The 21839-nt window shown below is 38.5% G+C and carries 23 protein-coding genes; 17 read left to right on the forward strand and 6 right to left on the reverse strand.

Features of this window, described 5'->3' with window-relative positions; translation table 11 throughout:
• Positions 1–20: 20 nt before the first annotated feature.
• Positions 21–755: an SDR family NAD(P)-dependent oxidoreductase gene (locus NQ185_RS07525; protein WP_257581026.1), complete on the forward strand. Its 735-nt coding sequence runs from the start codon at positions 21–23 to the stop codon at positions 753–755.
• Positions 756–823: 68 nt separating this feature from the next.
• Positions 824–1396, forward strand: a complete 573-nt coding sequence (locus NQ185_RS07530; RefSeq protein WP_257581027.1) for a superoxide dismutase family protein — start codon at positions 824–826, stop codon at positions 1394–1396.
• 47 nt (positions 1397–1443) lie between these two features.
• On the opposite strand, the gene NQ185_RS07535 is transcribed toward NQ185_RS07530, so the two are convergent.
• Positions 1444–2232 (reverse strand): TIGR00266 family protein, encoded by a 789-nt coding sequence (locus NQ185_RS07535; protein ID WP_257581028.1) that lies wholly within the window; start codon positions 2230–2232, stop codon positions 1444–1446.
• Positions 2233–2421: 189 nt separating this feature from the next.
• On the opposite strand from NQ185_RS07535, the gene NQ185_RS07540 reads away from it, so the two are divergent.
• From NQ185_RS07540 to NQ185_RS07555, 4 genes are all read left to right on the forward strand, one after another.
• Positions 2422–2784 (forward strand): DUF2089 domain-containing protein, encoded by a 363-nt coding sequence (locus NQ185_RS07540; protein WP_257581029.1) that lies wholly within the window; start codon positions 2422–2424, stop codon positions 2782–2784.
• Between the two features lie 14 nt (positions 2785–2798).
• A complete protein-coding gene (locus NQ185_RS07545; protein WP_257581030.1) occupies positions 2799–3191 on the forward strand; it encodes an SHOCT-like domain-containing protein in 393 nt (130 codons plus the stop codon).
• A 5-nt stretch (positions 3192–3196) separates the two neighbouring features.
• Entirely contained in the window at positions 3197–3484 is a 288-nt protein-coding gene (locus tag NQ185_RS07550) for a hypothetical protein (protein ID WP_257581031.1), read from the forward strand.
• A gap of 102 nt (positions 3485–3586) precedes the next feature.
• Entirely contained in the window at positions 3587–4588 is a 1002-nt protein-coding gene (locus NQ185_RS07555; RefSeq protein WP_257581032.1) for a nuclease-related domain-containing protein, read from the forward strand.
• 422 nt (positions 4589–5010) lie between these two features.
• On the opposite strand, the gene NQ185_RS07560 is transcribed toward NQ185_RS07555, so the two are convergent.
• The 4 genes from NQ185_RS07560 to NQ185_RS07575 all read right to left on the reverse strand — a co-directional run bounded on the left by NQ185_RS07560 (position 5011) and on the right by NQ185_RS07575 (position 8136).
• Positions 5011–5733: an amino acid ABC transporter ATP-binding protein gene (locus NQ185_RS07560; RefSeq protein ID WP_257581033.1), complete on the reverse strand. Its 723-nt coding sequence runs from the start codon at positions 5731–5733 to the stop codon at positions 5011–5013.
• A 1-nt stretch (position 5734) separates the two neighbouring features.
• Positions 5735–6397 (reverse strand): amino acid ABC transporter permease, encoded by a 663-nt coding sequence (locus NQ185_RS07565; RefSeq protein ID WP_257581034.1) that lies wholly within the window; start codon positions 6395–6397, stop codon positions 5735–5737.
• A 34-nt stretch (positions 6398–6431) separates the two neighbouring features.
• Complete coding sequence (locus NQ185_RS07570) at positions 6432–7190, reverse strand: transporter substrate-binding domain-containing protein (RefSeq protein WP_257581035.1); 759 nt, start codon at positions 7188–7190, stop codon at positions 6432–6434.
• Between the two features lie 199 nt (positions 7191–7389).
• Positions 7390–8136, reverse strand: a complete 747-nt coding sequence (locus NQ185_RS07575) for a GntR family transcriptional regulator (RefSeq protein ID WP_257581036.1) — start codon at positions 8134–8136, stop codon at positions 7390–7392.
• A gap of 282 nt (positions 8137–8418) precedes the next feature.
• On the opposite strand from NQ185_RS07575, the gene NQ185_RS07580 reads away from it, so the two are divergent.
• The 11 genes from NQ185_RS07580 (at position 8419) to NQ185_RS07630 (ending at position 20926) form a co-directional block, all read left to right on the forward strand.
• Positions 8419–9405 (forward strand): N-acetylglucosamine kinase, encoded by a 987-nt coding sequence (locus NQ185_RS07580; RefSeq protein WP_257581037.1) that lies wholly within the window; start codon positions 8419–8421, stop codon positions 9403–9405.
• A complete protein-coding gene (locus tag NQ185_RS07585) occupies positions 9402–10715 on the forward strand; it encodes a 6-phospho-beta-glucosidase (RefSeq protein WP_257581038.1) in 1314 nt (437 codons plus the stop codon). The genes NQ185_RS07580 and NQ185_RS07585 overlap by 4 nt, the downstream gene beginning before the upstream one ends.
• Positions 10716–11187: 472 nt before the next feature.
• Entirely contained in the window at positions 11188–12519 is a 1332-nt protein-coding gene (locus NQ185_RS07590) for an ABC transporter substrate-binding protein (protein WP_257581039.1), read from the forward strand.
• Between the two features lie 258 nt (positions 12520–12777).
• The gene (locus NQ185_RS07595; RefSeq protein ID WP_257581293.1) at positions 12778–13857 is read left to right on the forward strand and encodes a Gfo/Idh/MocA family protein; all 1080 of its coding nucleotides are present in this window, start codon (positions 12778–12780) and stop codon (positions 13855–13857) included.
• Positions 13858–13869: 12 nt separating this feature from the next.
• Positions 13870–14811, forward strand: coding sequence for an ROK family protein (locus NQ185_RS07600; RefSeq protein WP_257581040.1), 942 nt, complete (start codon positions 13870–13872; stop codon positions 14809–14811).
• Between the two features lie 18 nt (positions 14812–14829).
• Positions 14830–16008 carry an N-acetylglucosamine-6-phosphate deacetylase gene (gene nagA / locus NQ185_RS07605; protein ID WP_257581041.1) on the forward strand — a complete coding sequence of 393 codons (1179 nt, stop codon included), beginning with the start codon at positions 14830–14832 and terminating at the stop codon, positions 16006–16008.
• Positions 16002–16961, forward strand: a complete 960-nt coding sequence (locus NQ185_RS07610; RefSeq protein WP_257581042.1) for a Gfo/Idh/MocA family protein — start codon at positions 16002–16004, stop codon at positions 16959–16961. Before nagA ends, NQ185_RS07610 begins: the two co-directional genes overlap by 7 nt.
• Positions 16958–17968: a Gfo/Idh/MocA family protein gene (locus NQ185_RS07615; protein WP_257581043.1), complete on the forward strand. Its 1011-nt coding sequence runs from the start codon at positions 16958–16960 to the stop codon at positions 17966–17968. The genes NQ185_RS07610 and NQ185_RS07615 overlap by 4 nt, the downstream gene beginning before the upstream one ends.
• A gap of 184 nt (positions 17969–18152) precedes the next feature.
• A complete protein-coding gene (locus NQ185_RS07620; RefSeq protein ID WP_257581044.1) occupies positions 18153–19055 on the forward strand; it encodes a nucleoside hydrolase in 903 nt (300 codons plus the stop codon).
• 18 nt (positions 19056–19073) lie between these two features.
• Positions 19074–19913, forward strand: a complete 840-nt coding sequence (locus NQ185_RS07625; protein ID WP_257581045.1) for a sugar phosphate isomerase/epimerase family protein — start codon at positions 19074–19076, stop codon at positions 19911–19913.
• Between the two features lie 2 nt (positions 19914–19915).
• A complete protein-coding gene (locus NQ185_RS07630; protein WP_257581047.1) occupies positions 19916–20926 on the forward strand; it encodes a Gfo/Idh/MocA family protein in 1011 nt (336 codons plus the stop codon).
• Positions 20927–21010: 84 nt separating this feature from the next.
• On the opposite strand, the gene NQ185_RS07635 is transcribed toward NQ185_RS07630, so the two are convergent.
• Positions 21011–21505 carry a DUF3267 domain-containing protein gene (locus NQ185_RS07635; protein WP_257581294.1) on the reverse strand — a complete coding sequence of 165 codons (495 nt, stop codon included), beginning with the start codon at positions 21503–21505 and terminating at the stop codon, positions 21011–21013.
• Positions 21506–21839: the final 334 nt, after the last annotated feature.

Genomic DNA, 21839 nt, shown 5'->3' on the forward strand with positions numbered 1-21839 from the left:
ATGACTAGGAAGTGGATGCAATGCCAAATCATGTTGTCATCATTACAGGTGCTGCAAATGGAATTGGAAAAGGAATTGCAAAAATGTATGCCGAACAAGGTGCAAAAGTGGTATTGGCTGATATTGATGTGAAGAGTGGAGAGGATTTAGCAGAAAAATTAGGACCGTGCGCCTTATTTCAACAAACGGATGTCCGCAAAGCTGATGAAATCATTCAATTAATGGAAAAAGCAGTGGAACACTTCGGTAGGATTGATGTTTTAATCAATAATACTGGAAAAGGGATAACTCGTTCTCCATATGATTTATCGGTTGAAGAATGGGACGATGTCATCAACACAAACTTAAGAAGTACATTTTTATGTTCTCGCGAAGCCGCAAAATATATGAGGGTAAACGAAGAAGGTGGGGCAATTATTAATATTGCTTCCACCCGCGCGTTGATGTCTGAGCCGGATACAGAAGCATATGCTGCTTCAAAAGGCGGGATTCTAGCCTTGACCCATGCTCTTGCAGCTTCGTTCGCTGAAGATCGTATTACTGTAAATGCGATTTCTCCAGGCTGGATTGAAACAGGAGATTATGCAGCACTACGAGAAATTGATCATACCCAACATCTCTCTAGGCGAGTCGGGAAGCCGGAAGATATTGCTAGAGCATGCCTTTATTTAACGAATCCACTGAATGATTTTGTAACAGGCATCAACTTGGTTGTGGATGGGGGAATGACACGAAAAATGATGTATGAGGAATAATATTCTGTGTTTAAAATTTAAATTCTTGGAAATCATGCTAAGGATTTAAAACACAGGAGGTTCTTACTTTGAAAAAAGCAATCATGTTCACGACAACTTTGATGTTTGCCGTTGCTTTAACGGGCTGTGCTTCTGATAAAGAAGTAAATCCACTGCATCAGGAAGAGGCCATTCCGGTTACGAGTCATACCCCGATTGATGTCAATATGGTTAATACAGAAGGGGTAAAGGTTGGGACAGCCACTCTTACGGAAACGACAGAAGGGGTAAAAATCCATCTTGAAGCGGAAGGACTTGAGCCTGGGACAAAGGCGATCCATCTTCATGAAACGGGAAAATGTGAAGCCCCGGATTTCAAATCAGCAGGGGCGCATTACAATCCTGGACAAAGGGAACATGGCTTTGACAATCCGAAAGGGTTTCATGCGGGAGACTTGCCAAATATCGAAGTGACGGAAAAAGGGACTGTTAATGTCGAAATTACAGCTACAAACGTAAATCTTAAACAAGGCGAAAAAAATACGTTGCTTGATGAAGATGGCAGTGCAATTGTCATTCACGCTCAGCCGGATGATTATAAAACAAATCCAGCCGGCAATGCAGGGGATCGAATTGTATGCGGAGTCATTAGTAAAAAATAAAGTGCAAACGGGGCTCGTCCACTTTTCAATGGAAGCCCCGTTTAATTTTATCGATCTCCACCCAAAATATTAAATAGCCCACCGATTCCGCCTTCATCTTTAGACCCCCCGCCTGCAGGCATAGAGGCAAACACTCGGCTGGCAAGTCGAGAGAAAGGAAGAGATTGAATCCATACCGTTCCAGGACCGCGAAGTGTTGCGAAAAATAATCCTTCGCCACCAAATAGGGCTGTTTTTACACCGCGAACCATTTCGATATTGTAATCAACTTCACCTGTCATTGCCACGAGACATCCCGTATCAACCCTTAATACTTCACCAGGACCTAACTCTTTTTTATGAATCGTTCCTCCTGCATGAACGAACGTCATTCCGTCGCCTTCGAGTTTCTGCATGATGAACCCTTCACCACCGAAAAAGCCCGCACCAAGTTTGCGTTGAAACGCGATTCCGACAGAAACGCCTTTAGCGGCAGCAAGAAACGAATCTTTTTGACAGATGATTTTACCGTCAAATTCACTTAAATCCAAAGGAATGATCTTCCCTGGATAAGGTGAAGCAAACGATACATTCTTTTTACTAACCCCATCATTTGTGAACATCGTCATAAACAAACTTTCTCCTGTGAGAAGGCGTTTTCCAGCACCCATCAATTTTCCCATGAATCCATTACTTTCATTTGATCCATCGCCGAAAACAGTCTCCATTCTAATGCCATCGTCCATCATCATTAAACTACCCGCTTCTGCAACTACAGTTTCACTCGGATCAAGCTCCACTTGTACAAACTGCATGTCATCTCCAAAAATTTCATAATCAATCTCATGATTATTCATTCATTCCACCATCCTCTTTTGTATTATGTACGGATTTCTCTTAAAAAAAGATTCAAAATTGATTTTTTTGATTTATTCCCACCTAATTATTAATGATTTTAATAAAGGTATTAATAATTTTAATAAAAATGATTTACATCTTTAATTTTATGTATTATGATATTAACAACAATAAGAGAGGAGAGAATTATGGCTTATCCCGTTATAACAAATTGTCCTGTGTGCAGAGAAGCATTGAAAATCACAAAGTTGCAATGTACCCATTGCCATACAACAATCGAAAATGAATTTGAACTATCCAAATTGGCAACTCTTACGCAAGAACAACTGCACTTTATTGAAATATTCCTCAAAAGCCGCGGAAATATAAAAGAAGTTGAAAAAGAATTGGGGATTTCCTATCCAACCGTACGCGGTAAGTTAAACGATATTGTAGCCGCCCTTGGGTATGCGGAAAAGAAAAGTGAAGTGGATGAAAGGAAAGTCATTTCAATGCTTGAAAAAGGAGAAATTACTCCTGATGAAGCATTAAAAATAATTAAGGGAGACTAAAGGAGGAACTGGGTATGAAAAATGAAATTACGAGGGTATTAACGATGGTGCAAGAAGGAAAGCTTGATTCAGAAGAGGCGGGCGAATTAATTCAAGCATTAAAGGAGAAAGACTCAACTCCGGCTACAATAAAAGGATCAAATTATTTAGATAAAATGCTTAAAATCCGAGTGGCATCTGAAGAAGGCGATAAAGTAAGCGTGAATTTGCCGTTGCGTCTAATTAAGGTGGCATTAAAAACAGGCCTTAGCATTGCTTCAGCAATTCCTGAATCCGCCAAATACGTAAAAGATATCGATGTTCTGGATGTTGACTTGATTTTAGAAGCGATTGAAAATGAATTGTCTGGTCAAATTGTCGATGTAGAGAGTTCGAAAGGCGAAAAAGTTTCTGTTGTCATTGAGTGATCGCCATGTTAAAAGTTAAAGTAAAACTAAAAGACCGACGTGAATTTACAGTTCCCTTACCATATGCACTTTTACATGCAGGAAGTTGGGTAGCATCCTCGCCTTTGCTCTGGAAATTTGTAAATCAAAATTTCATCCAGAAAAATATAGATGAAAATGCTAAAACGTTTATTCCCACTTCCATTGATCGTAAAGCAGTGAAGGGATTGTTAAGGGAAATAAAACGATACCGCGGGTTGACCATTGTTGAAGTGAAAGAAAAAGACGGAACAGAAGTGGTTGTAAAATTATAATCGGGTATTCCATAGACTGGGATGCCTCTTTGTATTTTAAAAAAGAGGATAAATAGAAGTTTTGAAGAAGCATATCATTAATAAACATTTTGAGGTGATGAATTGGCAAAGAAAATACGAACCATACCCTTGATTATTTTTATGCTCGAGGCGCTTTTAAGGAGACTTCCGCAAAATCACTTGAAAAGAGGTGATATCGAAGAGGAACTATCGAGGCGTTGGGCTGGATTTCGTGGAGAGCAAAGTCTAGATTACTATGTTGAGGGTCTACTTGGTCGTGGGCAGTATGTAGTATTTCATGATTTACGTCTTCCGATTTCAGATGAAAAGTTTTTTCAAATTAATACTCTAATCTTAACCTCTAGTTATTTCATCATTTTAGAGAGGAAAAACATGTTGGGAGAGCTATTTTTTGATCCAAACCAGCTCGAACGAAAATTAGATGATAAGGTAGATATATTCCCCAATCCGATTCTCCAAGCAGAAAATCAACAATACTTTTTAACCGCATTATTGGAAAAACATGCTGTCCCTCGATTACCGAATACCTCCTTTGTTGTCATTACGAATCCAAAATCCATTATCAAACCCAATCCCAATTATCCCGCCGTTTCCCAAAAAGTCATACGCCCACCTAATATACGATCAAAATTAGAAATGGTCAGCAATAAGTACAGTAACCCGGTATTGGATAAAAAAGATATACAAAGAATAACACGTTTGCTTTTGAAATTGCATACACCCGCATGGCCTAATGTGGAGAGGTTTGGAATAACTGAAGATGAGCTATTGCCGGGAATGTATTGTGATGAATGTAAACAGTTATCTATTAAAAGAAAAGGGAAGTCTTGGGTTTGCGAAATTTGCGACAGAAAGGACAAATCAGCACTTCGCAATGCGCTGATTGATTATGTTCTTCTCGTAGGTTCTAAAATTACGAATAGTAAATTTAGGAAATTTGTAGGAATATCTTCAGTTCATGTGGCATCTAAAATCTTAAAATCACTTAATTTACTGTATAAAGGTGACAGAAGGCATAGGAAATACGAATTGAAATTAGATAACCTTCAGAAACAGCGGGGGGATCTTGCTGAAAAAGATTAAATCTTAACACAAAGAAAATAAATATCGAAACGTCTAATAGAAACCTAAATCATCTAATAGGTCGCCCGAAACGTCTAATAGAAACCTAAATCATCTAATAGGTCGCCCGAAACGTCTAATAGAAACCTAAATCATCTAATAGGTCGCCCGAAACGTCTAATAGAAACGTGAATCCTCTAATAGGTTGCCCGAAACGTCTAATAGAAACGTCAATCATCTAATAGGTCGCTCGAAATATCTAATAGAAATGCGAATCATCTAATAGGATGCATAAAACATCTAATGGACTCAATTTTTATGATGAAACAAAACTAAAAAGAAAAACCGCCCCGAAAATATCCAAAAAATAGGCGGTTTTTCCTCTAGATCAACTTTGATAGCTGCCGCAATCATCAATACTCAACAAACCAAACGATAAACATCTACAAAATCTTACTCAAAAACTCCTGCGTCCTCGGGTTTTCGGGGCGATCAAAAATTTGCTCGGGGTCGCCTTCTTCCATTACGATGCCTTCGTCCATAAAGATCACTCGGTCGCCGACTTCGCGGGCGAATCCCATTTCGTGGGTGACGACGACCATGGTCATGCCTTCTCCCGCGAGGTCTTTCATGACTTGAAGGACGTCACCGACGAGTTCAGGGTCAAGGGCAGATGTCGGTTCGTCAAACAGCATTACTTTGGGATTCATCGCGAGTGCCCTCGCAATCGCGACTCGCTGCTTTTGTCCCCCTGACAGACTATCCGGAAAGTCATCTGCTTTATCGGCTAATCCGACCCTCTCCAATAGTGGCAAGGCTTCTCGTTTCGCTGCTTCACTGGAAGTTCCCTTCACTTTTACAGGTCCTAATGTGATATTTTCCAATACCGTCATATGTGGAAAAAGATTAAAGTGCTGGAACACCATCCCGACTTGAGAACGTAAACGATTGATGTCTACTTTATCTCCGGTAAGATTTGCACCATCAATAATCACATCGCCTGAAGTGATATCCTCAAGCAAATTTAAGCAGCGAAGAAAGGTGCTTTTACCAGAGCCTGATGGGCCGATGACACATACCACTTCATTTTCCTCAATGTCTGCATTAATTCCTTTTAAAACTTCCAGGTCATCAAAGTATTTATGCAAAATTTTCACAGTGATCATACTAGACATCCATCTTCCTTTCTAGTCTTCTTAAAAAATATGAAGTAGGTATCGTAATAAGTAAATAAAGGACGCACACCATTGTTAAAGTTTGAAAAGGTGTATAGGTTACGTTGTAATATTGCTTGCCCATATATAAAAGTTCGCCGACTGCAATGACGGAAAAGAGGGAAGTATCTTTCAAACTAATAATAAATTGATTTCCTAATGGAGGAATCATGCGTTTAAAAGCTTGAGGCCAAATGATATAGCGCATCGTTTGCTTCTTTGAAAGCCCGATGGATCTCCCAGCCTCATGTTGACCTTTATCAATTGAATCAACTGCACCACGGACAATTTCTGCTATATATGCTCCTGCGTTGATTGAAATCGCAATTATAGAAGCAGTTACTTTATCAATATTAACCCCGATCACTTGCTCAGTTAACCCCAAATAAATGAATAACACTTGTACGAGAATAGGGGTTCCGCGAATAATTTCAACATATACAGTACAAATAATCCGTATAAATTTCTTATTTGAGAGCCGTCCCAAACCGACTAAGGCACCTAAAATAAATCCTAAAATAAGACCAACTACCGTAATAAGAAGCGTCCACACTAATCCCTTCAGTAGAAAGGGTAAACTTTGTATATAATGACTTTCGATAAAAGCATCTATCATTCAATGAATCTCTCCCTTGGCAAGAATGTATATCCTATTTATCTTTTCCCAACCACTTTTCAGTTGGAGGCTCGCCGAAGTATTTTTCAAAAATCTTCGCATACGTGCCGTCATCAATCATGCTTTGCAGTGCTTTGTTAGCATCGTCAACGATTTCTGATCCTTTCTTAAAGGCAATTCCATATGACTCACCTTGCAATACTTCACCGACGGTTTTTAACTTGCCTTCACCTTCTTGAGCGATATAATACATAACATTCGGCAAATCATAGAGAGCTCCGTCCAGTCTGCCTTCTTTTACATCAAGATAGGCCGTTACAATTTCCGGGAAAGCTTCCACTTTGGCTTTAGTCTTTTCCTTTAAATACGTTTGACTAGTTGACCCTTGGCGAGAACCAATTTTCTTACCGTCCACATCATCAATCGACTGTATGTCGCTATTTTCTGGAACCATCAAAATCATTCCGGAGTCATAATAGGGAATTGAAAAATCAATCGACTTTTTCCGTTTTTCTGTTATAGACATGCCTGCAATTCCAATTGGATAACGTCCTGATTGCATTCCGGCAAGTAAACCATCAAAATCCATTGTTTCAAACTCAACGTCAAATTCAGCCCTTTTCGCAATTTCTTTGATTAAATCGATATCAAATCCTTCTAGTTCACCAGTTTTAGGATTCAAATATTCAAAAGGTTTGAAGTTTGAGTCTGTTGCGACTGTATACTTTTTCTCATCACCACTACTCCCACATGCTGTAAGTGGGACTAATAATAAAAGAAAAACAACAAACAATACGAGCTTTTTCCTAAAAATAATGGACCCCTCCTATGTTTTTCGCCCTTAAGCAATTTAGTCGTTCGACATTTTTCTTTACCCTCTTTACGATGAGATAATCGTAAAAAACAAAAAGGCCTTTTCCATTAAAGGAAAAGACCCTGACCTTTGATAACGCTTTCAGATGAAGTTTTTCAAATTTTTAATTATAATAGGATTACATATCCAAAGTAGTATAAAATCTTTCGATTGTAAACTTTGAACGATCGCCTCTAAATACGGAATCCGAAAACTCGATTGGTTTCATATCATCGTTGTAAGTAGTGGTTTCTAAAGAAAAAACGGGTGAACCCTCCGGGATGCCTAAATATTCACTTATCGTTTCACTTGCAAGTATTGGTTCAATCGTTTCGATTGTTTTGTGAATTCCTACTTTATATTTCTCTTGTAAAAGTTGGAACAACGAGCTTTTGCATCCTTCTTCGTCATTTACCAGTCCTGGAGCAAATTGCCATGGTATAAATGATATAGAATAGAAAAGTGGTTCGTCATTCGCGTAACGAATGCGAGTTAATCTAGTAACGGGATCGTTTTCGTTTATTTGTAGATTTATGGCAAGTGTTTGATCTGCTGGAATCACTCTCAAATCTAATATTTCCGTGCTTGGTCTATAGCCTTGTTCAATTAATTGACTGGCAAATCCTTTTTCCGCAGTTGATAATGATGTCTGAATTTTAGGCTTGGATACAAATGTACCTTTCCCTTGAATTCTATGAATTCTTCCTTCAAGGGCAAGTTGCTGTAAGGCTATTCTAACAGTAGTACGGCTGACGCTATATTCCTCGCATAATTCCATCTCTGTTGGTAGCTTATCGCCAACTTCGTATTTGCCCGCTTTGATTTGATCAAGAATCTTATTTTTTACAACGTTATATAAAGCCGGTTGTTCTTTGATAGAATCCATATGCACTCCCCCAATTCTTTTCAAAAATGGTCATAACAAGTAAATGTTTTAATATAGTTGAATTAAAACCTATTATAAGCATTTATTTTTGTAAAAGATATAGAAAGAACGCAATAAGTTTTATATTGACTATTTGTTATAACAAGTGTAAATTAAAGATAGTAACAATATTTAGGCCGCTCTTTTATAAAATCAACGAGATTCATCCATCTTTGTTGTATGCGTCTTATTCACATTATAGAAAACGCTACCAAAAAAATAATGTAGCAGAGGGGGAAGAGAATGCCAATCATTATGGGTGTAGACGGTGGGGGAAGTAAAACATTTACCGTCATTTCTGATGAAAATGGGAATCAGCTTGGAAAAGGAGTGTCTGGCGGAGGCGGTGGAAACTATCAAACTGTCGGAATCGATAAGGCGATTGAAAATATAACAGCTTCAATTGACAGCGCGTTAAAGTCGGCAGGGCTTGACTATAAGGATATTGATTTTGTTCAATATGGCCTTGCAGGTGCTGATCGCCCAAAGGATATCGCTATACTAGAATCCGGTTTGAAAAGAATACCGTTTGAGAAATGGGACCTTGTTTGTGACACGATGGAAGGTTTAAGGATTGGTTCTAAAAACTTTACCGGTGTCGTATTAGTATGTGGAACAGGGACGAATGCTGCTGGGAGAAACAAAGAAGGAAAGCAAGTCCAAGTTGGTGGCTTTGGCTATTTCTTTGGTGATTATGCCGGCGGTGGTGCGATGGCTCAAGAAACATTCCGTGCTGCTGTACGTTCATGGGAAAAGCGGGAACAACCTTCCGTTTTAACAGAGAAGGTACCAAAATACTTCGGACATAATGACATGGAAGAATTATTTAACCATTTTCTTGATAACGATATTTATCATGCGCCAAATGATCTTGCTCTTATTCTCCATGAGGCAGCCGATGAAGGCGATAAATTAGCCATTGGTCTAATGGAAAAAATGGGCGTTGAATTGGGTCTAGCGGCAAGTGCAGTCATTAAAAATCTCGGAGATCTTGACCAACCGATTCCGATTGTACTAACGGGAAGCATTGTTCAAAAGGGGCAAAATAAATATTTACTAGAAGCACTGCGTAAAACGATAGAAGACGATCATCAAAAGCAAATCGAATTAGTCATACCAGAGATGGAACCGGTTTACGGATCAGTTTTACTAGGGATGGATCATTTAGGTATTACTGCAACAGATGAAATATATGAAAAATTTAATTCGTATGGAGGCTATGAAGAATGAAAAAAGCATTAAAAGTGGCTGTTATCGGAGGAGGTTCCTCCTACACACCAGAAATTGTTGAAGGTTTTATTAAAAGATATGATGAAATGCCAGTCAGAGAACTTTATTTAGTTGACATTGAAGAAGGAAGACACAAATTAGAAATCGTTGGCGCGCTTGCTAAAAGAATGGTTGAAAAAGCAGGAGTTCCAATTGATGTAAAACTAACTTTAGATCGCAGAGAAGCGATTAAGGATGCAGACTTTGTTACAACTCAGCTTCGTGTTGGTTTGCTTGACGCACGTAAGCGCGATGAGCATATCCCTCTCAAACATAATGTGATTGGTCAAGAAACAACGGGTGCAGGCGGATTTGCTAAGGCGATGCGTACAATTCCTGTCATTCTTGATATTTGTAAAGATATTGAAGAACTAGCTCCAAATGCATATCTATTTAACTTTACAAATCCAGCGGGTATTGTCACAGAAGCTGTAATTAAGCATACAAATGTAAAATCAATTGGTCTATGTAACTTGCCAATCGGTACGAGAATGCATATTGCTAGATTATGTGATGTTGAGCTCGACAAAGTATATATTGAAATGATGGGCATTAACCATCTTAACTGGACAACAAGAGTTGTCGTTGATGGAGTAGACATTACAAATGAGATCTTGTCTAAAGTGTCTGAAGCAAAAGGGATGACAATGAAAAATATTCCTGACTTTGGATGGGATAAAGAATTCCTTCAATCTTTAGGAGCATTACCATGTTCATACCATCGCTACTATTATATGAAAGATGAAATGCTTAAAGAGCAATTAGAATCAGTTGAAAAGAATGGTACTCGCGCAGATGTCGTAAAAAGAGTCGAAGCTGAATTGTTCGAACTTTACAAAGATCCTGAGCTTGCCATTAAGCCGCCACAATTACAAGAACGCGGTGGAGCTTACTATTCAGAGGCTGCGCTGAATCTTATGAGTTCAATTTATTTAAACAAAGGTGATATTCAAACAGTTAACGTTCGTAACAATGGAGCCATCGCCTGCTTGCCGGATGATGCTTCTATAGAAATTAACTGTGTAATTGATTCTCAAGGTGCTCATCCAATTCAATTGCAAGCTGAAATGACACCACAAATTAGAGGGTTGCTGCAAGTAGTAAAAGCATACGAAGAATTAACGGTTGAAGCTGGTGTTCATGGTGACTATGAAAAAGCTCTTCAAGCGTTGACGATTCATCCGCTAGTCGGTTCTGCAGCTCTTGCTAAAACGTTGTTAGATGAGATTTTAGAAGCTAACAAAGATTATTTACCACAATTCAATAAGTAATTATGAATATAACAATCCGCAGACTTCCTGTCCGCGGGTTGTTTTTTCGTAACAATAATGTACTTAATATTTTACTTAGCAAAGCAAAAGTATTAATCGACAATAAGCCGCATTTTTCTTAATTACTAAAACGATGGAAGTCGTTTTTTTATTGTAATTGTAAATAATAATCTAGTAATAACTAGCAAAATTACATAATAACTAGCAATATTCCATTTACGTAAGAAGAAAGTTTGAATAATATTATGAATAATGAAAGGGCTTTCTTTTTTCTTGTTTAATTTAACAGTTAATAGATTTATAAGGTAAAAGTAACTTAATCAGTTACCTAACTAGGAGGGCCTACTTTTTGGCATAATTATCATAATATTAAAATATTTATGTTGTAATACAACGTGAAAGGGGGGATGTAATAACTTTGACACCAATCATTGCATGATTAGATTGATTATTTTAATTAGGAGGGGTCAATTTGAAGGCGAAGAAACTGTCTTTTCTACTCATGGTAATATTCGTTTTACTACTTTCCGCTTGTAGTGGAGGTAAAGAAACAGCTGGTGAAAAAGATCCTGTAAAGGAAGATGATCCACCAAAAGAGGAAGAACCAGCAGCAGAAGAAGAAGAACCAACATATGATTTGGGCGGGCGTGTTATTAAAATTGTCAATCACTGGGATATGACGCCGCAAGGTGGAACGGAGCTCGGTGACTTATCCGTTCAGAAGGTTAAAGAAGCAGAGGAAAAATATAATGTGAAAATAGAATATGTTGTTGTGCCATGGGAGGAGAAGGTAAATCAGTTAACTGCAAGTGTCTTGGCAAATGAGCCACTCGGAGACCTTGTAGGCTTAGATACGAACATGACTGCAGCTATGGTTCAACAAGATTATTTGTATGCATTAGATGATATCATTGATCTGTCGACGTCAAAAATCAGTGATACTCTGAAAAAAATGGGGACTTTCAATGAAAAGGTACACCTATTAAAGCATGAAATAAATGAAAGCGGCGGTATGTTCTACAATAAAACAATGTTTGAACAAGCTGGTCTACCAGATCCATATGAATTGCAAGAAGCTGGTGAATGGACTTGGGATGCAATGCTTGATGCAGCTAAAAAACTGACCACTGGATCAAACTATGGCCTAAGTGGAGATGCAAACCTACTTGGCGAATATTCCATCGTAACTAACGAAGGACAAGTTTTAGATACTACTACAGGTGAATTAACATTAGATTCTCCTAATGCAATGGAAGGTTTAGAATTTATGAATTCACTTTTCAATGAACATAAAGTCGTAAAACCGAATGAAGGAGATACTTGGAACAACCCGCGTCAATACTTTACTGAAGGCTTGGTAGGGATGACTCAAGGGTGGGTTTGGGAAGCAGATGGCCGCTCAGATACACCATTTGAGTGGGGCTATGTATTCTGGCCAAAAGGTCCTAAAGCAAGTGACTATAAAACCATTGTTTCTAGTGCTGAAGGAATGACGATACCAAAAGGTGTTGAGGATCCAGAAATCGTATATCAAATCTGGGAAGACTTGCAGCTTTGGGAATTATCCCAGGATGGTGTTGTGGAATGGTTTGAAAACGTAATGCCGAACGAAGAGTCCGTTAATACAGCTACGGAAATGCTTGAAAAAATTAATGCGAATTATTGGGCGGCTTATGATTTAAATGATGCGTTCTGGGGAACGTATGCAAGTATTGCAAATGGTGAAGAATCTCCATCACAAGCCATTGCAAAAGTTAAAGCTGAGGCCCAGGCCCGTGTAGACAAATTCATGGGTAAGGAATAAATAATCTATAATATTAAAAGTTACTAAAAATACTCTTAGAAATGAACCCGGAAAGGCGACATTACATTCAAATTATGAATATAATGTCGTCTTTTTGTTCTTAGATTAACACGTTGCCAAAAAATACAGAAGAGATGAAAAATTTTTAATATTGCTTGACAAGGTATTTATATCATTATATCGTAAATGTGTAAACGTTTACACATTTGAAATCTTTTACCATATTGTCTATACATAATAAGCAAAGAGGAGAGATATATTATGACAGTAAAAGTAGGAATCATCGGGGCCGGTTCTATTTCCGAGTTTCATTTAAAAGCATATCAAAACAATCCCGATGTAGAACTATATGCAATTTGCGATCTAAATGAACAAAGGGCGAGGGAAAAAGCTGTTAAATATGGCATACAAGTTGTTCATACGGATTATGAGGAAATGCTTCAAGACCCTGAACTGGAAGCAGTTAGTATTTGCACATGGAATAATACGCATGCTCCAATTAGTATTGCAGCATTAAATGCGGGTAAACATGTTTTATCTGAAAAGCCGTTATGCAAAACAGTCGATGAGGCTCTCCGAGTAGAGGAAGCTGTAAAGAAATCCAATAAAGTTTTTCAAATAGGATATGTTCGGAGGTATGAGCCGAGTACGAATGTGTTAAAGAGCTTTATTGATTCCGGAGATCTTGGAGAAATTTATTATGCTAAGGCATCATATATTAGAAGAATTGGTAATCCAGGTGGTTGGTTTGCAGATAAAGAACGCTCCGGCGGCGGGCCATTAATCGATCTTGGGGTACATATAATCGATATTTGCTGGTATTTAATGGGGAAACCTAAAGTGAAATCGGTGAGCGGGAATGTATATCAAAAAGTAGGAAACCGATCCAATATACAAAACTTATCATTTTATAAAGCTGCAGACTATGATCCTAGTGTTAATACAGTAGAGGATATGGCTAATGCTTTGGTCCGTTTTGAGAATGGTGCTTCATTATTTGTAGATGTCAGCTTTACTGCTCATGCGAAGAAGGATGAAATTAGTTTGAAGTTATATGGAGATAAAGGTGGGGCTGAAGTAGACCCGAATCTTGTCATTATGTCGGAGAAACATGGCACAATTTTAAATATTGAACCGCAAGTTGACGAGCTTTCCCCTGATTATGCCGTACCTTTTCAAAATGAAATCAATCATTTTATTGAGTGCTGTAAAACGGGAAATAGCCCTATTAGCCCGATTGAAGATGGGGTGGAAATGATGAAAATACTATGCGGTATTTACGAGTCCAGTGAGAACAAAACTGAAATTCATTTTAACACGGAACCTCAAACGGTATAAGGAATGATGTCGATGGATCAAGTGATTATTGGTGTTGATATTGGAGGTACAAATACAGTTATAGGAATGTTTGATGATGATTTATCTTTAATCAAAAAGACTTCCGTGCCATCAAAAGAATTATCTATTAAAAATCCTGAACAATTTATTCAATCACTAGCATTGGAGATTAATAGGTTTGCAGCACATCAAACAATCATTTCTGTTGGTGTTGCTGTTCCCGGAAAGGTAGATGGAGGGCTTGGCATTGTTGAACTAGCAACGAATCTTTCATGGGAAAATGTTGAATTAGCAAAGGGATTATCAGACATTCTGCAAGTGCCTGTCAGAATAGAACATGATGTAAGAAGCTATACAATCGGAGAAGCGATGAAAGGCGCGGGCGTTGGGTACGACAATATTGTTTGTCTCACAATTGGTACAGGGATGGCGGTCGGTACGATTGTGAACGGGCAATTAATTGCAGGTTCGGACTTCCTAGCCGGCGAGTTAGGGCATGACACAGTTCCGGGTATATCGAATGAATGTGCATGTGGAAAAATAGGCTGCTTGGAAACCGTCGTTTCAGCTCCCGGAATATCAAGGCTGGCTGCCGAAAAAGTGTCATCAAACAAGGGCACTTTGCTTCGGCTTGTTGAAGGTAAGATTACCGCGCTGGATGTATATGAAGCAAGTGAAAAGGGTGATGCCGCGGCGAAAGAAATTTTTGATTATGTCGGTAACACCCTAGCTCAAAAGTTGGCTACAGTCGTTTACCTGCTTAATCCCGAAGTGATCATTATCGGGGGTGGGGTTGCTGCGGCTGGTGACTTTCTACTTAATCCAATCCGTAAAACCTTAGAAGTGGAATGTCCTTTCTATATTGCCGATCTTAATATAAAAATCGGACAATTGGGTGATAGTGCTGGGTTAATCGGTGTCGCACATCTTGCAAAAGAAAGTATCAAGCTATAAATAAAGGAAGTGTACAGTATGCAGGCTCAAGGAATGACGCTTTATGTAAATGGCAAAATTTATACTGGCTCGGACATCTACGAAAACGGACAAATGTTAGTGGATGAAGACGGGAAAATCATAGATATTTCGCATGAGCAACTCAATAGCACTAATATTAACGTTATTGATTTAAGAGGAAAGATTGTCGTTCCGGGATTTGTTGATGTTCATATACACGGTGGCAATGGGTATGAAGTTATGGGAGGAACGGAAAAAGACCTGGATGAAACTAGTAAGTTCCATGCATCACATGGTACAACATCATTCCTGCCATCTACTGCGGCAGCTTCAAATGATGATCTTATTCGTGTTTTGAAAAATTGTGCTGCTTCGTTTGAAAACGGGGTTTCCGGTGCTGAGCTATTAGGAGTCCATTTAGAGGGACCTTATATAAACGAAAAGGCACGGGGTGCAATGGATATTGAGCAAATCCGACTTCCAGACCTAACTGAAATGGAACGGTTTATAAAAGCTTCTGAAAATACAATCCGTCTCGTAACGTTGGCGCCAGAGATAGAAGGTGGACTTGAACTTGTCGAATACCTTAACGAACAAGGAGTTACCGTATCTATCGGACATTCTTATGCTAGCTACGAAGAAATGAAAAAAGCCGTAGAGCATGGTGTTCGTCATACAACCCATCATTTTAATGGAATGAGAGGATTACACCATCGTGATCCAGGAGTTGCGGGAACTGGACTTATGTTGGAGGAACTCACATTAGAGCTCATTGCTGACGGTATTCATGTTCATCCAGCGGTCGTTAAATTTATGTATCAAGCAAAAGGCGCAGATAAAATATGCGCGATTACGGATGCAGTGAAAAGTACAGGGCTTCTGGATGGGGAATATGATGATGTTCAAGTAATGAATGGAAAAATATTTTTAAAAGAGCATCCAGATACTCTTGCAGGAAGCTCATTAACGATGATAAATGGATTACATAATGTACTCCAATATACAGGTCTTCCTCTAGAAAAGGTCCTTCCATCATTTACAATTGTTCCAGCTAAAAAAGCAAATGTGGTAAATAGGAAAGGATCCATTGAACGTGGAAAAGATGCAGACTTTTTAATATTGGATGAAGATTTTAACTTAGTATCGACATTTGTAAAAGGTAAAAAAGTTTATGAAAAGAGGTGTCAGCCTTGTTGAAAGTAGGCATTGTTGGTGTCGGGAAAGTTGGAAGGCGGCGGGCCCATCTATATTCACAAATTGATCGGGTAAAGCTTGTTGGTTTAGTTGATAAGCAAGATGAGAAGGCGTTGGAGTATGCTCAAGTTTTCGGCGTAAAACCATATTCTACTTTGGAGGAATTAGTAGCCGCAGAAAACCCGGATATGATTGATATTTGTCTTCCGACTTTCGATCAAAAGGAAGCTGCAGTAAAGGCTGCCGCTCTTGGTAAGCATGTTTTTTGCCAAAATCCGATAGCTAACTCCGAAGCTGATGCAAAAGAAATGATACTTGCTTCCCGAAAAGCTGGAGTTCAGCTTTTTGTCAGCAATCCACTGCAATTTTCACCGGAATATGAGAAAATGAAAAATTTAATAAATCAACAATCGGTTGGCCGTGTAGGAACGGTTCGAATAATTATAGATAAATATGTGGAAAGATTTGATTATGAAAAATCCAATGAATTGCTGCTTCAATTATTAGTGAATGAAATCGAGTGGCTGCAATCCATTTTTGGAAATGTTGAACGTATATACGCAAAGGGGCTAAAACAACAGAACGAGTATGTTAATGTTATTTACGGTTCTCTTCGCTTTGAAAATGGACTGATTGTACATGTAGATGCAAAAGTGATAGAAGGTTCTCATAAAGATCGATTATTTTTGGAAGCAGCTGGCGAAAAAGGTGTATTATCCTATCAATCTGAGGAAGCTGTACCTATTTATGCATCTTACTATGAGAAAACGCCTTCTTCATGTAATAAATCCGTGTACGCCCCTTATTTGGAGGAGTTAAAAGATGTAAAGAACCATTTCCATTCCTATCAACATGATGGACAAGCAGCTTTTCATGCATTGAAATGTGGCTTAGCTGTGTTCCGGTCTATAGAAAACAATGAGGTTATCTCGTTAGGACAGGGGGCGAGAGTATGAAAATTGGAATGATAAGTTTTGCACATATGCATGCTTATTCATATGCGCATGCTATTGTCAAGTCACAAGATGCTACCCTCGCTGGAATTGCTGATGATGTAAAAGAACGTGGAGAACAGATGGCCAATGAATTTGAAACTACTTGGTACGCAAACTACCAAGATTTGCTTCAAACAGATATTGATGCTGTCATTATTTGTTCTGAAAATGCAAGGCATGCAGAGATGGCGATTGCTGCTGCAAAAGCAGGAAAGCATATTTTATGTGAAAAACCAATCGCAACGAATATTGAGGATGCGAAGGCGATGATACAAGCTGCAGAGGAAAATGGAGTTCAATTAATGATTGCTTTTCCTTGCCGTTTTCATGCCGTTGCCGGAGAGATAAAAGAAAGAATTGATAACGGAGAGTTCGGACAAATATTGGCCATCAATGGAACGAATCGAGGATCAAATCCGGGTGATTGGTTTGTAGAACCTAAACAATCCGGTGGCGGAGCGGTGATGGATCATACTGTTCATGTAGTGGATGTCATGAGGTGGTTCATGCCGGGTGCAGAAGTAAGAGAAGTATACGCTGAAGTAGATACTCGTTTTCACGACATTCCGAGTGATGATTGTGGACTGCTTACATTCGAGTTCGATAACGGCGTAATTGCCTCACTGGATCCATCTTGGTCCAGATCCAAGTCATTCCCTGTGTGGGGAGATTTAACGGTCGAAGTTATAGGAACGAAGGGCATTGCTCGGGTTGACTTATACAAACAAAACATTACACTGCACAGTGATGAAACAATGAAAACTACACGTGAATTTTGGGGGTCTGATTCCGACCAAGCACTGATTGACAGCTTTATAAAATCAGTGAAAGAAAACACCCCAGTTCCAATAACAGGAGAAGATGGACTCAGGGCAATGGAAGTAGCCCTAGCAGCCTATCACTCCTCGAAGAAACTACAGCCAGTGCCAGGCACCGGAACAACTTCAGGTCAATTCAAAACATTTTAAATTGTTTCAGAGTTGTTTGGGTGCCTGGCACCCAAACAATTCTTGGATTGACAGTTTAGTATGTTTAAAGTAATCTTGAGTCATGATAGCGATTACATTCGTTTTCATTTATTTTATGAAAAATGATAAAAACGTTTACATTTAAAGAGTGAAAGTTGATTTTAATTAGAAAGAAGGGGAGAAATTGGAACGAATTATTATTGACACGGATATTGGTTCAGATGTGGATGATGCAATGGCACTGGCGCTTGCAATGCGTTCTCCAGAATTAACGATTGAGGGTGTTACAACGGTATATGGAGATGTAGAAGTTCGAGCGCAACTAGCGGCGGAGTTGCTCAACTTAGGCAGCAGGTCCGATGTGAAGGTGTATAAAGGACTTGAGCAGACAATTCTCCAAAACCGAGAAGTTTGGTGGGCAGGGCATGAAGGTGAAGGGGTCCTCGGTCCACAAAAAGAATATCAAATTGAAAACTTGCATGCGGTTGATTTTATTATCAAAACAGTAATGGAAAATCCAGGAGAAATTACGTTAGTCCCAATTGGGCCGCTTACGAATATTGCAGCTGCCATTATTAGAGAGCCTAAAGTTGCCAAAAACGTAAAAAAAATCATCATGATGGCAGGTGTAACAAGATTAGGGGACAATGCCCTTTCTTTGCCTTACATAGAACATAATATTAAGTGCGATCCCGAAGCGGCATCGGTAGTCTTTGGAAGCGGAGCGCCTATTACGATGGTTGGCCTTGATGTCACTATGAAGGTGCTGATTAATAAAGATGATAAAAATATGTTAAAGGAATCGGGAGATCCTTTGAATATTGCTTTATCAAAACTAATCGAAAAGTGGTTTGAATTTATTAATATGGATTATTCCGCCATGCATGATCCGTTGGCGGTTTCGTTATTACTAGATCCAGCGCTAGTAAAAACAGAAAAAGCAAAGGTGATAATTGAATATGATCATCGCCCTGTGACTGGTCAAACGATTGCGGTTCTAGATCCGAATGGAAATGTAGATGTTTGCTTAGATGTAGAAAGTGAAACGTTCAATCGACTTTTACTAGGTAAGCTACTCGAAAAATAAGACGTAAGGAGGGGTAACATGAATTGGGCGTTGATGACGGCAAACTATGTCGCCGAAGAACTGGATTACGCTATTTCACATGGCTGGACAGAGGGTGGTGACTGGGGAAAATGCCATAGTGTTACAGTTGAAAATTATCAAGGGATAAGATTCACAGATAAGTTTGAAAGATTGATATATAAGATAAAACAAATGGGCTATAACAATATTGAATTATGGAGCGCACACCTAGACCCATCTATTGCAAACATCAAAATGATAGACGAAGCACAAAAAATATTAGAAAAGAACGAGGTTAACATTATTTCCTACTATGCAGTAGGATTTGATCGTTCGGACTATACCGAGAATGATATTAGACGTAATTTTGAAGTGGCAAAAGAACTTGGAGTTTCAATGATCACTCAAACGATTATTAATCAAAATGCTCCTATCGTTCATAGATTAGCGGAAGAATATAATATGAAAATAGGCTGGGAGAATCACCCCGAGAAAAGTTCGGCTGAAATTGATCAGAAGATTCAACCTTATACTCCTCTAATTCGTTCTGCCCTAGATACAGGATGGCTCGGTACTTACAATTGCAATGCGGCACAAGTTATTCGTGAATTAAAAGATTCCATTTTACATGTTCACCTAAAGGATGTAAAAGCTGTCGGCGGACACGACTCATGTACAATCGGCGATGGAATTGTAGATATAAAGGGCGTATTTGAAGCGTTAAAGGACATTAATTATAAAGGAAAAATAACAGTTGAACATGAACCTCATAATTATGATCCGACGAATGAATTAATCGAAAGTCTATCTCGTATCGAATCATGGTGGACAGAAATTGAAAAAAGGGCGGAGGTATGAGTATGTTAAAAATCGGAGTAGTAGGAACTGGCTGGATTGCTACGCGTCATATGGATGCACTTATAAAAGAAGAGGGCGTTCAAATCGCAGCAGTTTGTGATATTAATGAACAAAGGGTTCAAGAAATAGCTGGTAAATATGGTGTAGTGCCATTCACGGATTATGTACAAATGTTTGAAGAGTGCAATCTGGACATCGTATTAATTTGTACACCGCCTGGAATCAGGCTCGGCCCGATCTCCGAAGCAGCTAAAAGGGGCATCGCTTGCTTTGTCGAAAAGCCGCCGGCATTTAACGAAGAAGAAGCAATAGAGATTAATAAAGTGATAGAAGATTCCGGGATCCTAGCAAGTGTTGGATTTATGTACCGCTATGCAGGGGCTGTTCAGAAGGCAAAGGAACTAATAGGCGATACAGCAGTTCCAATTATTCGAAGCATCTATGTTTGTGGACTAGCTATCAATCCAGATTGGCCTCGCTGGTTCTTTAATAAATCTTTATCAGGTGGACCTTTATTGGATCAAGCAATTCACGTAATTGATGCATCAAGATTTCTTGTTGATCAAACTTCCGGAGATATTGCTGAACTTCAAGCATTTGGAAGTAATCAATCGATACCGAAAACAGATGAATTTACAATTGAAGATTCTCATGTGCTAAATATTCGCTACAAAAATGGTACGATTCAAAATCATACACAATCATGGGCGATTGATCCGAATTACGCAAACATCGAACTTATTTCAAATGACTTTCACTTAAAAATCGATTTGAATCCCGAACCATATGCATTTTACAGAAGTAAGTTGACTGGGGTTTATAAAAATTCCCCGATTGATATGGACTTTAAAGACGAAGACTTTTATGTCACTGAAATGAAAACATTTTTAGAAGCAGTCAGAACGAATAATAAAGACCTCATTCGTTCCCCATATCATGATGCATTAAAAACATTGCGCGTTGTACTGCATGCTAACAAGTCCGTTGAAGAAAATAAAGGTGTGCTTGTATAATAATAAAGGGGTTTCCAAAAATGACAATTGGAAGCCCTTCTCTTTTTATTTAATGATTTCCTCTGCGGACATTTGCTTTTCATACTATTCCACTCGATAATAGCCTCTGCAAAAAACGGAGTTCCTCGGTTTAATTGCAATTAAAAATAGATTAATAATATCTGAAGAAGAAATCAATGAGTTAATCCAACTTACAAATAACATGATTGATTTGATATTGCCTGATACATAAAACGAGATAATGGCAGGCACTACTGATAAAACAATAAAGGGCAAGCTCATAAAAACCCAAAATCTCGTTTTAGATAGGATGGCATTCGTATGCAGCCAAAAGAATATTCCGCTAAATGTTAAACTCATATCACCTTTTTTGTATACGACAACAATATGAAGAGATTCGTGAATGATGAATACAAAAATGCCTAATAAGATGAGAGAGAATATAGGGATATGAGTGAACCTAGTTCCCAAAAAATAGGGCACCAGAAAAATGGTTATTTGAAGTAGATATACAAACTTCATATAGTGCTTTTGAAGCCATTTATTCCGTATGAAAGGAGTCCATTCTGACAAATCCATATTTACGTGTGGCAAGTGTCGAAACCAAATAATCATAAGCGTTCTCCTACTTCATAAAAACTAAATCTCAAATATTTATTCCACTAACACTGAACAGTTAGTTTAAATGAAAAACTTCATAAATTCCTTGTCTAGGTTAACGGAAAAATTCCGCTTAATGAGTAATTATTATTAAAAAAAGTTTAATTAGTCGGAGGGATTCCGCCTATTGACTTGAAAAATTTGAAAATGGGAGGTTTTGCGTTGCATAATCGGAAAATCTTCGCTTATTTCCCCTGAAACCAGCTCCATTCTGAATATAACAGGAAAATCTCCGCTTGTGTTTTACTTTTTC

The organism is Lederbergia panacisoli, assembly GCF_024626525.1.
GTDB classification, from domain to species: domain Bacteria; phylum Bacillota; class Bacilli; order Bacillales; family Bacillaceae_C; genus Lederbergia; species Lederbergia panacisoli.